Source organism: Burkholderia sp. MSMB1588 (assembly GCF_001546925.1).
Classification (GTDB): domain Bacteria; phylum Pseudomonadota; class Gammaproteobacteria; order Burkholderiales; family Burkholderiaceae; genus Burkholderia; species Burkholderia humptydooensis.
Genome location: NZ_CM003770.1, coordinates 1,525,615 through 1,539,197, shown reverse-complemented (window position 1 = coordinate 1,539,197; position 13,583 = coordinate 1,525,615). Strand labels below are relative to the sequence as shown.

Sequence of the window (13,583 nt, the reverse complement as noted above, 5' to 3'; positions counted from 1 at the left end):
GCAGCACGAATCTCCACCCGAAAAAAATACTGCCTGATTTACCCGCCTCGCCTCAATTCAAACTTATCCGGTATTTTTTTCCGTTTTCTGACAGAACCGTGTTTTGCACTTCGATACTGCGTTCGACCACCCAGCGCCGTGGCAGCCGCACGAAACCCTTCTTCGCCTCGGACAACTTGACGACCTGCAACTCGATGCCGTCGTCACGCGCGGCCTGCGCCGCACCGTCGCCGGCATAACCCAGATCAGCAAAAGCGTGCTTTACCGTCTGGCCCACGGGCTGCGGAACCTGCCGTGCCGGTTGTTCACCTGAGCGCGCGCCCGCTCGTTAGCCAGCATGATGTGCACGTCAGCGGATGGCCCATCGTGTCGACGGTAATGCGCACGTTGCAACCGCGTTTGCGTTTGTAACCGTCATATCCTGCCTGCGGGCCACTCTCACACGTCAATTGCAAATTCGCCCATCGAGAATCACCGCGCTGGGTGGGCGCTGGCGTCCAGGTGCCACGCGAACGATCATGCGCCGATCGCCGGTCGTCGCTTCAAAGCAGCCTGCACGCAGCCATTGTTGGATTTGTTCGTACACTGCCTCCCGGCGGAGAGTTCGTCGGCTACAGCCGACACAGTGCGCGTGCATGGGCCAACCAGCTCAACGCGTTGTAAAGCTCGCGCAACTCAAATTGCCGTTGCGGTGCATCTTCCTTCGTCAGCGTGAGATACGGCACGACGAAACTCCATTCTTCGTCCGTTACGTCACTCGGGCAGGACCTGCGTTTTTCCATCTCCTTTGGACGCTGGCGCCGATGAACAGTGCATAGCACGCTCCAAGGAAACCGCTGAGTGTGCGAAAGTTCGCCCTTCTCTTGAACGTATATGCAAGGAAAATGCGCTCTGGTCCACCGCAAAAAATGGATATCCGGAGCATGATATCGGGCACTATTTTGATCTCATATGCCTAAAATATTTGCGCCCACAAAGAATTGAATCCAATAAGACTGCCGCCACGCATCATGATCCAATGCGCGGCGGCAGATGGTTACAGACCGATTTTCAGTCAATCGGACATGGCATCAGCAATCACCAGACAACCACTTCTCCACATGGTTTGTCAACAATCATGCAAATATCCCAATGCTTACGACATGAAAGCTGCACTACTTAAAAACCCAACGCCTCCATCTCGACGGAATTCAGCGCTTGGCTTCATTAAACGTGTCATTAATAGCGTCAGACAATACGTAGGTTGTGTTCGGGCACTTCTTGAGCTTGTTACCCACGAGATATTGCCCCTCAAGCAAATTCTGCATTTCCCCAAAAACATTCCAAATAATAACTCCCGCACATCCTTGATTCACCACATATTGCGCCTTCATACTCACCGAGCGTTCATTATCGTAGCTAAGGAAATAATTATCCTTGGTTAAATATGGAACCTTTGCATCAGGATCAAAATGATATACCCACTCATCAGCTCCCCCGCCTTCAGTTTTTTGCATAATGGCGCTATAAAAAGGCGTGGCATCAAAATATTTCCAGTTGACGAAATCGCCACAGCTTAAGATTGGTCCATCCGGCTGAAATTCAAAACCAGGTGTGTTTGTTTCCGGTTGTGTTTTTTCGACGGTTTCAGCATTGAGCGCCGCCGGCCCCCTAGTAATCACACCACGACCATAAAATGCCACACCAAGGTTGACCTTAGCCATCGCCACATTTTTTCTCTTAAGGTACTGGGTTACTGTATCAATGGACAGCGGCCTTTCCGCATTGGGATATTCATACAGCGGAGCGTTATGCCCAGCCTTATCGGACCAACCGCCATTGAAGTCATAAGTCATAATATTGAAATAATCCATGACCGCCTGCAATCTATCCCAATCATATTTCTCCAGATAATTAGGATCAGCAGACATGGCAGCAGTAATCAGGAGATTCGGTTTAATCTGATCCAACCTTACTCGCAACTCTTCCATCACAATCGCAAAATTTTCATAATCGTCATCGGAATAGTGCTCGATATTCATACCCGCCGCACCAGGATACTCCCAATCGAAATCGATGCCATCGAAATCAAATCGTGTGATCAGATCGGCACACTGGCTAATAAGCGTGCTGCGCATGCCGGGGTCTTTAGCCACCTCACAAAAATGTTTGGACATACTCCATCCACCCAATGAAGCCATAACCTTGACGCCTGCATTATGCGCCAATTTCACCAAACCATCCGCGTTATTACCAGGAATGCCACTCGATCCATACAAAATAAACGGATCATAGCTACTCCATACATCCTCGTAAACAAGTGGCGCCGGCTCTTGCACTGCCCCTTTCTGCCAAATATTTTTATTTCTATAATCCGCGCTATGCAAAGTGCCATTCTTTGCCAAACCAAAGAATGAAAAATTAAGCATAGTGTAATTACTTAATTTGACGTTCAATTGATTGAAACTGCCCGGGGTCACCAATCCCGCAACATCCTTCCAGCCATCATATTGCGTAATATAGCCAATGATCTGTTTTCCATGTGCTGACGATCGCGTGGTAGACATAGCAAATCCTTGGTGGAAAGTTAGTAGATAAATACCTTGTTAATTAAGCCCGCACCGCCCAGGCAATATAATTATATGATTAAAAAATAAAAAAGCACCTATCGATGTTGATAGGTGATATGACAATCAACCTGGAATGCTCGGCACAACTTCCGTCCGAACGTGCTTGCAAGAGGGATGTGACCCTGCGTCGGCATAGAGATCCTGGCCGACCTGCATCCCCCACACCGTGCCGTCGAACGACGGCGTCACGTCGCCCTTCTGCTTGATGTTGCTGTTGCCGCCCCACACGCGCGCCCACGACGCGGGCATCGGGCCGTTCTCGCTCAGCAGCCCCTGTTCGCCCTGCCGGTCGTGGAACGTGTCGATCTGCAGCAGCCCGAGCTGGCACGCGACGGCCGGCGCTTCGGCATACAGCGGCACTTCGGGGCGGTAGATCGGTTCCGGGTTGCCGCCGGTGCCTGCATCGGTGACGGCTTCGACGATCGATTCGGGCGTGCCCTCGGCCGGCGTGACAGGCGTCACCGGCGGCGGTGTCGGTTGCCCTGGTTCGACGACCGGCGGCTCCGGCTTCGGCGGCACCGTATTGCGCAGGTACCAGCTATCGCCGGTGCCGGTCGCCGCGCCGCCCTTCGCGAGGAAGCACGAATACGCGCCGGCGCTCACCGCGCCGCCCGACAGCGTGAACGCGCTCGCGCTCGACGTCGCGCCGTTGGTCGCCTGCACGACCTGGATGCCGTCGCCGGTCGTCTGCGCGCCCGCGCCGCCGACGTTCGTCACCTTCAGCGTGCTGGCACCGCTCGCCGTGCCACCACTGACGATCAGCTTGTCCGACGGCGCGCCGTCGCCGGCGAGCGTCATGTTCAATGCGATCGTCGCGTTCTGGCCGACGTAGTTGCCGGCCACTGTCAGCGTGCTACCGACGCCGCTGCCGGCGCGTTGCACGAGCCCCGCGTTCGTCAGGTTGCCGTTGATCTGGAAATTGCCGATCGTGCCGCTCGCGAGGCTCACCAGCGCGTTCGCGACCGAGAGCGTGCCGTTGTTCGTCACGTTGCCCGTGACGCTGCCGTAGCCGCCGAGCGTCGCGCCCGACGCCACCGTCACCGGCCCGCCACCGCCCAGCGCTGCCGACGCGCTCGTGCCGTCGCCGACGATCACGGTGCCCGCTTTGACGTTGGTACCGCCCGCATAACTGCTCGCTTCGTTCAACGTCAGCGTACCGCTGCCGAACTTGGTCAACGAACCCGCGCCCGTGATGCCCTGCGTCAACGTCGAGTTGAAACCCTGCGTATCGATCGTGCCGTTGTTCGACGTGATCGACACCGCGCGGCCCGACGCGAGATTGAACGCGCTGCCGAGCTGCAGCGTGCCGCCGTTGAAGGTCAGACTTCCTGACGATGCGCGGAGCGCGTTGTCGGCCGCGACCGACAGCGTGCTCTGCGTGATCGTCGTGCCGCCCGAATACGTGTTGCCGCCGGCGGCCGCAGGCGCGACCGTCAACGTGCCCGCGCCGGTTTTCTCCACCGCGCCCGTGCCGCCGATCGTGCCCGTGTACGTGCCGGCACTGTCCTGCTGGAAGCGCACGAGGCCGTTGACGGTCGCGACGAAGGACGCCGTCGTCGTGCCGAGCGTGCCGGTGAGATTCAGCGTGCCGCTCTGCACGAGCGCGGTCGAGAACGTGCCGGTGCCTGCCCACGTCCAGTTCGTGCCGGCCATCGTCAGGCTCTGGAAGTTCGTAAATGCGTTCGACGCGGTGCCCGTGCCCTGCAGCGTCTTGGTGTTGGTGCCGGCGCCGCCGTTCGCGGTGCCGACGATCTGCGAGCCCGTCTGCAGGATTAGCGTCACGTTGCCGTTACCGCCCTGGATCGCGGTGCCGCCGCCGCCCTGGATCAGCCCCGCGTTGGTGATCGTCGTCGCGCCGTTGGTCGAGCGCACGCCGATGCCGTTATTGCTGATGATCCTGCCGCCGGCCTGGTTCGTGATCGTCGCGGTGAACGAGCTGCCGAGCGTGTTCGACACGACCGCGTCGACGCTGCCGCCGCTCGTCGCGTTGCCCGTGGTCTGGCTCGTGCCGCTGGTGATCGTGCCGTTGCCGCCGAGCAGCGACGCCGCGCGCGCGTTGTTGCTGGACATCGTCACGGTGCCCGTATTGACGATCTGGTTGCCCGACGCGCCGGGATTGCTCTGCCACCACGCGGCTGTCATCCCGTACGAATTGTTGCCTGTGGTTGTAATCGTGCCTTTGTTGACGAGCGTGTTGTTGTTGCCGTTTGCGGCCATCCCGTCGTTGTACGCGCCCGTCGTCGAAATTACGCGGGTCGCGCCGTTGGTGAGCGTGTTGCCGTTGTTCACGCAGAGCAGCGCCGCGCCGCGGTTCATAACGCCCGTGCCGTTGCCGGACATCGGCAGGTTGCCGTTGTTGGTGATCGCGCTCGACGTGTCGACGGAAAACGGCGTCCGCGTGGTGGGCAACACATAGCTGCCCGTCGCCCCTGCATTGATGTTGATCATCACGCCGGTGCTGCCGGTCGCGGATGACTGCCCAACTGAACACCTGTCGGTCCATCCCGCAATTGATCTGGGCCGCCTGAGAAACTGCGCGTTGAAAATTCGGCAACGCCGCCCCCCGCATTCCCGATACGGGCCGCATCGCTCAAATTAGAATGTGCGCGGAATTAAAGCTCGTCAGCGAATCTGCCCGCGCTGAGTGCATGTGCCTGCTGGCTTCCGATGAGTTTCAATTCCGCTCTCCATTGGGCGCCCCTTTCGGACGTTTCAGGCATCCTGAAATCGATTGGCAGGTGATAGAACCGAGTTAAGGTAATCTTTACCTTACTCGCGCTTCCCATCCATCAACCTTTCCTGTTTCAGCCCGGAGTTGAAGTCCCCTGCATTTATCGAATAATTCAGTCCAAGACTTGAGATGCGCTCGACTTGCCAGCAAGAGCGAGCCGCTCAACAATCATTGCCATCCCCTGGCCGCCGCCTATGCAGAGTGTCACGAGCCCATAATGTCCGCCTATGCGCTCGAGCTCGGCAAGGACCTTGACGATGAGGATGGCCCCTGTCGCTCCGACATGGTGGCCAAGCGCGATCGCTGCACCATTCGGGTTGACTTTATTCAGTGGCAATTCCAGCGCACGAACGACTGCGATAGTCTGCACCGCAAATGCCTCGTTCACCTCGATGACATCCATCTCGTCGATCACCAACCCGGCTTTTTCGAGCACCCGGCGCGTCGCCGGCACCGTGCCTAAACCCATCTGGAGTGGATCAACCCCGACGTGAGCATACGCAACCAATCGCCCCTGAGGATGCACCTCACGACGAGCCGCCGTTTCCCAGTCCATAAGCACGATGGCAGCAGCCGCATCGTTAATGCCTGACACATTGCCGGCAGTCACGGTTCCATTCTTCGCAAATGCCGGTCGCATCCTGGCGAGTTCCTCAAGCGAAATGCCCGTCTTGACGCGTTCATTATCTCGAACTGTGTATCGCCCCCCCGTTCCGGGAATCGTGACCGGAACGACTTGCTGACTAAATCGACCTTTGGACTGCGCAAGCGCAGCCTGCTGATGGGAGCTGAGCGCATATTCGTCTTTCTCGGAACGGGAAATTTTCTCGTCGCACGCCATACGCTCGGCAATTTCGCCCATCAACATCCGATTGAAAGGATCAGTCAGGCCACCCGCCAGCATATCCACAACGATCGTATCACCCATGCGCTGGCCGGTACGCAGCCCGGACATGCGGGATTCGGCTCATGACCTCCGCTCCCCCGGCGATCGCGATGCGTGCATCACCCAGCTCGATATATTGCGCCGCGCTTATGATCGCTTGAAGGCCGGACGCGCACAGGCGATTGATGGTGAGTGCCGCAGCCTGATTCCCTACGCCGCCCTGAATGGCGACGACGCGGGAAAGATACACGTCTGCGGAACTGGTTTGGTGCACGTTGCCGAAGACGATATGCTCGACCTCACCCTCTCCAACACCTGCACGACGCATAGCCTACCGAACGACTAACGCACCCAACTCGCCCGGCGTGGTTTTCGATAAGCTTTCGCCAAATTCGCCAATCGCCGTCCGTACCCCACCGACCATCACCACTTCATGGGACATAATTTTCTCCTGTCCGCGAACTGCCGCGATCAGTCGCAGCGGCACATCCCGCCTGCGAGCGACTTCGCGCTGGCCGACTGATTCGGCTAAACGCGACGCCTCCAGCTTGAATTCCTTCGGATATCGCCTTCTCGGCACCTCCCTCGCTGTCATGCTCTCCGTACAGTCAAAAAGTTTCAAACCTCTTGCTGTACGTGGAATCGAAGCAGGGTCGCTGCCGACCTCATTCATCACGCAGCTTTCCCCGTGCGCCTGGCCACGGGGTATCCGTTGGACGTACTACTGGCATCGGCCCCTCCCCAGGCTGCTTTCCTTGCGCGCCCGGCCATTGACCTGCTTCGTTCAGGTCCAATCGGGGCTTTGAAAGCGGATTATCCCGACCATAGAGAGGACGCCCGAGCGTACCCCGGATGGGTTGGCCGCGATTATCACCCAGCGGTACTCGCGCCCCCCCCCACTCCCGCCCTCCTCCTAGCCCACTCGGCTCCTTCCTTATAAAGCCTGCGCTTGTATGTATTATTTCCGGGCCAGTATGAGGCGTTTGACCAGGAATTCGAACCCTTAACGTTCTTCCTCCTTGAGTTGCGTCCAACTCGAAAATGCTACCGTTTTGCCTAAGATATGTTCGACCGTCTTTTGTAAACAAATTATTCGGTGCATTTACAGAGTTATAGCCCAATGGCTGATAGCGTTGCGCGTCAGACAAATCAACATTAACACTGTTTTTAGGGTCGAACGGTGTACTACTCCGGAGCGACTGACCGCCTCTCCCAGCCATGCCCTGAAGCCCACTCATACTATCAGGCGCCGTGAACGCACGTCGCGCATATTTGCCACCCACACGAGCCGCTCTGACCAAATCAAGTGGCGGAAACATTTCAGCGGCCAACTGTGTTGTCATCCCTTTTAGCGATTCGCGCAATCCAGGCGCGGCGGCCCGTGCCCCCCGCGCAAACAATGCCAGCATGCCCCGCGCATTAGCTGGCGCGCTGTTACGAAATACGGCCGACAGAGCCCTGCCGGATTTCGCTGCTCCACTACCACCCGCGGCACCAACAGAGGCAAGTCCAAATAAATTCATTAAATCATGATATGAGTCTTCATCACTATGCACGTAATCCGGATCAGTAGACGAACGACTCCAGCGCTTATAAAACGGGATCATCGAATCACGAATTTTTTCCCACACACTTTGCGGAAATTTCTGCTCCTTCACCTGATTTACCGTGCGCCTAAGAAGGCCAGAATTAAAGGCATTCAGTTTTGTTTGCAAATTCCCATCCGGCCCGTTACTTTCAACCTGCGCACTGAATTGGTACTTGCTGCGGCCGGCGTAGACCCTTTCTCCAATGGTTTGATTATATGATCCATACCCACCTTCCGTTTCAGCATCATCCAGAGAGACATTTTTGCTTAACAGAGTCTCAAGTTTTTTCGCGGATTCCGAACTTACCCTCCCTCTTAGCATGTCGTTCAACTCAGCTTCATTGAAGATATCCGTCACATCCTCCAGAAATGCCTGCCCGCCTATTGAGCTGTAGATAAAAAATCGACCACTATCGGCTTCAAATAAATTAACATCCCCGATTAAAGACCTGTGCCGAACATCATCCTTGCTCCCTGTCCTGTAGGTGATTGTGGTTCGAGACAGGACCTTCGGCGTTATTTTTACACTTCTCTTGGCCGGACGATTCAAATCGAAGCCACTGAGTCCAGATTGACTCGCCAGGAGCCGAGACATCCTTTTCGCATCATCATCCAGATTATTTTTAGCGTAGTTCGAGAACTGCGCAAAATATTCCGTATCATCTTTAAATTCATTACGCGATTTAAAATCATGAATCTCAAAAGCATGGGTATCAAATAGATGTTTCGCCATCTCGGCCCCATAATCCGCAAGCAATTCCTCGCGAAGCGAAAATAAACCAAGACCCGCACCATCCGTCAGGGTAGAAATTCTATCGTCGAATTTGGAATCCGTTGCAAGCTTCCAGTTCAATGCAGCAGCGAAAATAAAATCATTTTGCTGCTCAATATCCATCTTTGAGTAAATGGAATCAGCCGCCCTCAGCAATTGATGTTGATCGGTTGTAGCTGATGAAATTCCAGTTCCGTTCGCCAGAGCCGGATTCTTGCTCAAAATATAACGAAGGGCATCTGTTTTGGCTTTGGCGAAAGAGACATTCTCGGCAGACGAACCCAACAACGGATTGCCGGATCTAAATGCAACCACACCCTTAATAAAATTTCTCTCCTTGTTCGCCCAAACCTTATCGTCCGTCGCCTCCTCGGGAGAAAGACCGGCGGCCGTCAATTCATTCCTTGTTTTACTTAACTCTCTCTCGATGGCCTCAGCATCCATCCCGAAAATTCTTCCTATTTCAGCACGATCCAACGCGTTGTATGGATGGCGCTTTCTATAAGCAAAATGCATTCTTGTTCCCTGACTATCCTTCTTGACCTGATTCAGGAATTGATAACGTTGCTGTAATTTTAAATTTTTATCAAGGGCCACCGAGGGAACCAACGCATACTTGACGACATAATCGTTATTATCCACCCAAAAAACATTCCCCCCGGCCACATCACTCGCCGGAACAAACGCTCCTTGAGACTGCTCGCCAACCCGAATATGCCTGGCACTATTATTAATAGTGCCACCCCATTTCTTTACATCAGGATCTTGAATGGTCGAAATTTCCAGCCTCTCAATCAATTCACCATTATTCTTATTTTCAACCCAAACCACCAGACTTTCATCAGAATATGGGGGACGTGAAAAAGCCAATCTATATGGAGTTGGAGCCCAGTTGTTACCGGCCTGTGCATTACCCTGAGCTGCCGCCCCCTCACTTGCGCCTCCCCTGATAATTTGCCATTCCACAACGCAATCATTCATGGTCCACAAATAGTTATCCTCCCCGGTTTTCAGGTCAATGGGCGCTGCCGTATCCTGGCTATCAACATCCCCAATCCGGGTGAATTTCATGTTACCGTTTATGATTGATGCAACATAGGCCGGCCATTTATCTTTACTGAGCTTGTCATCAGGAATGACAATTTCCATATATTCCACAAGACCCAGCTCGTTTGTAACCGATACCAATATTTCCTCACCGGCAAGCAGATCTCGCTCTCCTTGCAAAGAGAATTTTTGATGATTATCAGATTCCCAGGTTTCTTCATTTTCATCAATATGCGTTTTAGTCACCACTGCTTCACCAACCCCGCGCTCGGAACTCACTTGCGGCACCGGGTGAAGTTCTTGAGAACCAAGCGGCTTTGTTGGTCCGGCATTCGACCTTTCGATGCTGGAGAGATATCGTTCGCGAAAGGCAGCAGTGCGTATCTCTTGTCTTAACGCGGACGGGTATGCACTTGACCAGACAACCTCAAATTCTGGATATGTATATAGTGATAAATCCAACCATTCGCTCTCGCTTTTAGTGACAAGCGCGTCAATATTGATCTGCTTATGATGCGTAGCAATAATATTTCCCAACATATTATGTTCACCAATTCTTATGTTAATTTTGCTATCTTTTTTCAACCAGAGATTTTTTGGAATACGATGGCGTTCCATTAGCTCGTCCAGAGCCCTGTCTTTCCCGCTATGAATCGTATTTCCCGAGCCACCCGTCGCACTAAATAGCACCCTGTCTGCGTCGTCAATTTCGCCAAGTTCGTCCGTGCCAGCCGGTATTTTCTTACCCATCACCTCATCGGTCAGCCCCATTGCCCGGGTCAGGGCACTCTCGTGCTCTGTGGTCAGGCCTAGTACCGAGCAAATAGCCTCCATCACCAACGACAGCAAACTCCTGCCATCGGCATCTATAGCCTTTAGATGGTTAATAAAGTCGCTGTTGCCAGAATACAGTCCTGCCACAAACTCATCCAGATTGCTCAGGTAATACAGCGTGTCCGGTTCCGTACCTTCATAAGCGGCTGATGCTTTACTACGCAGGATATCGAGCCGCGCGACCAGTTGCCCCAGTTCTGATGACGGGTGCTTCAGTCCGTACCGTAACTTATGCGCAGTCAGACTATGAGTAATTTCGTGCATCATCTCCCAGTCAGACGCACCAGCACTCAATTTTATCCAACGACCGGACACGTTATAAAAGCTGCGGCCGTTGAGATTCGACTGCCACAGTGGTACCTCACCAATACCTGGCTGAGCGAGCAGGCGCGCAGCGAGTGCCTTTAGCTCCTGGTCTGCCGAGTCGGCCATACGCGATAGTTCTTTTTGGGCACTGAACGGCGTGAGCGTTTCCCCCGGGTCCGTTGGGGGACCCACACGATTTTCTTGCGAATCAGACTCGTTGTGATGTTCTTCTACCTGAGTGTCCGTCTTATCATCCAGCAACCATTCTTCTGCATCCAATGAGTCTTTCAGCGATTTTTTTGTATAATTTATGGTCGCCATTCTGCTTCCCACATCCAGCGCACGCCAGGGAGCTTCACCCACAATATCCTTCGCTATTTTTTTCGCCGCACCTTGCAACCCTCCCTCGTAAACGTCTAGTACAATCGAGGCAACCCCCAGCATCGTTGCCAGCCCCGGGGGAAGTGATAGCACCACTTTGATGGTTGCAGTTTTAAAACTCCGCTTTGCATATTCCCTTATCTCATCATTTACATCACCCTCACCACCGCGTATGGCTATTTGCCCTTTGTGGGCAACCCACGCCACTTTCGCCCCCGTGATAACGAATTTGATAGCGATACGCAGCGGCAGTGATGCCAATTTCGGTATCAGCTTGACACCTTGCAGACAGGCTGCCAAAAAGGCGCCCCTGACCAGTTTTCTTCTTGACCAGTCCCTTATTGCTCTTTCAGTGCTTTTCATCCCCGCCAGGATTTCGGCCATGGTCGCAGGATAAAGCGTTGTGCCTTCTGCCGCATTGCCCACTTCGAGGCGCAACCGTTGAAGAAGACGCTCGCCCTCCGGATCGTTCTCCTTGGATAACAAGGGAAGGTAGTCCTGAATCACCTCGAGAAACAATGTGTCATATTGTGTTTCGGCAACTGCACGGTCTTCTGCAGAAAGTTCCTCCAGATAGCGTTGCTTCTCAGCCTCATTCCACTCCCCCATCCTCCTGGCCAACATGCCATGCCGAGAAAAATTGTTGATCGACCGCCCAGTAGCCTGAGTAATGTTGGTTTTCAGTTCTCCTTTTATGCGATCTAGCTGCTGCAATAATGGCCACAGGTATTGGTTCAGTTCTCTCCCACCTACTTCACCATGTTTGGAAAGGCGTACTGCGGCCTGATTCACGCCGGCTTCAATCGTGGCCAATCTCTCAACGATTATTTTTACATGTGCATCAAAATCACTGATGATGCTTCTTGATGCTGGATCCAGGGAGGCACGGTTTAATTCAGCTCTCAGGTTCGACAGAAATTCATTTTTCTCACGTGCTTCTTTCAGCGGCATCATTATCTCGAGCGCTTGCAGCAGTCGATTTTCCGCCCCCTCGGCCTTTCCTTTCCATCTGCCGGATTCAGAAATCAGCTTTTCATCTAATATCCTGATGGCCTGCATGCCATATAATATTTTATCCAGTTCATCGGACTGTGTCACTGCTTGCTGCAATGGACGAGTAGCCTGTTTGATTTTATATATATTGGCGGTAGTTTGCTGAATTTTATCAAGGAGTATCATGCCGGCCCGAAAGACAGCTTCGTTTGTTTTACCGTGGCCTGTATCCGTATCGGGGTCTGTACGGGAAGGTAGTTTGTATGCAATACGGTGCCTATTTTTATTTGCCTTGTCAGATAACTTATCAAAAACGGCCTTTGCTCGCTGTGCTCGCGATGTCATCACTCCCCGCGTCTTTACAATTTGCCGTTTTGCTGCCTCTGCTATAGTGTGCTCTTCTTCCTGCTCAGGCAATCTGTGTTCAGCGAACACTCTGTCTGCTGAAGGTTGGATTTGTTCATTTTTGGTCTGGATTGCTTTGATAACGACCTTTAAGACCTGACAGAGATCAAGGATGTAGCTGGCTAACTTGGTGGCTTCTCTTTTTTTATCTGCCTTTTCCGCATATTTCCTGGTCAGTGCTATGCTGCTCAGCAATCTCTCTGCTCGCCCTTTCGTCTCCGCGCTTAGAGTTTCACGAACCAGCCGTTCATCCAGCGTAACTGAGTTCACAATAGTTTCAAATTTTATGTTCTCGGGATTGTTTTTAGTCAGGTTCCCGCGAATTTTGGCTGCATATTGGCTTCTGTGATTGTCCGCATCCATCGGAAGAATCTCATTGCGGAGCACATCATAGTTTTTTTTCCAGAAATCTTCCCACGATGACAAACGCTCCTGATTTTCATTGAGGAGGCTGATGAGATCCAGCGTTTCCGCGAGATAACCGCTCAAGCGGTTTGCATGCTTAAGCGCCTCATTATAATCCCGTGTTTCACGATCATCCCAGCCCGCCTCTTTCACCGCTGAGCGAAATTTAACATATTCCAGTGAATAGTTATGTCTGCCCCTCTCTTTTCGAAACAGTCTGAACCGGTCCAAAAAAGCGTTGGCGGCCTGTTCCAGTTCCTTCTGCAACGGTTGTATCAATGCAGGTATCCGCATCGAGCTGATTCGCTCTTTCAATGTTTTAATGTCGACAGGCTTGGGGAACAGGATATTGCGTCCCGTCTGATGAAATTCGTAAAACTCTGGCAGAAAATCACTGATAGTGGCCCGCAGGCGAGACCTCAATGCGTCCATGTCAGGTGTTGACGCCTCACCAGGAGGTGTATCAAAGCTCAGCTCTTCCTGTTGCCCGGCCATATCCTCAGACCCGGAGTCTTTGTGTGAGCTCTTGCTGGCATTATCAAGGTATTCCGAAGTTGGCATAATGCTCGTCTTCCCGTTACTGGCTGAACCGCCCCGGATTTGGTAGAGGCTCCAACTCTTGAGAG

The 13,583-nt window shown here is 53.4% G+C and carries 3 protein-coding genes and 2 pseudogenes; all 5 read right to left on the bottom strand.

What is annotated here, in order from left to right; genetic code table 11:
- Nucleotides 1-115 precede the first annotated feature (115 nt).
- Nucleotides 116-782, bottom strand: a pseudogene (locus WS92_RS31255) (transposase); the annotation flags it as partial.
- Between the two features lie 408 nt (nt 783-1,190).
- The gene (locus tag WS92_RS31250; protein ID WP_082743688.1) at nt 1,191-2,546 is read right to left on the bottom strand and encodes a glycoside hydrolase family 18 protein; all 1,356 of its coding nucleotides are present in this window, start codon (nt 2,544-2,546) and stop codon (nt 1,191-1,193) included.
- A 126-nt stretch (nt 2,547-2,672) separates the two neighbouring features.
- A complete protein-coding gene (locus tag WS92_RS06130; protein WP_231755931.1) occupies nt 2,673-5,057 on the bottom strand; it encodes an autotransporter-associated beta strand repeat-containing protein in 2,385 nt (794 codons plus the stop codon).
- A gap of 395 nt (nt 5,058-5,452) precedes the next feature.
- Nucleotides 5,453-6,668: pseudogene (locus WS92_RS06125) on the bottom strand (acetyl-CoA C-acyltransferase).
- A 223-nt stretch (nt 6,669-6,891) separates the two neighbouring features.
- Nucleotides 6,892-13,518 (bottom strand): hypothetical protein, encoded by a 6,627-nt coding sequence (locus WS92_RS34335; RefSeq protein ID WP_141667970.1) that lies wholly within the window; start codon nt 13,516-13,518, stop codon nt 6,892-6,894.
- Between the last annotated feature and the right edge of the window lie 65 nt (nt 13,519-13,583).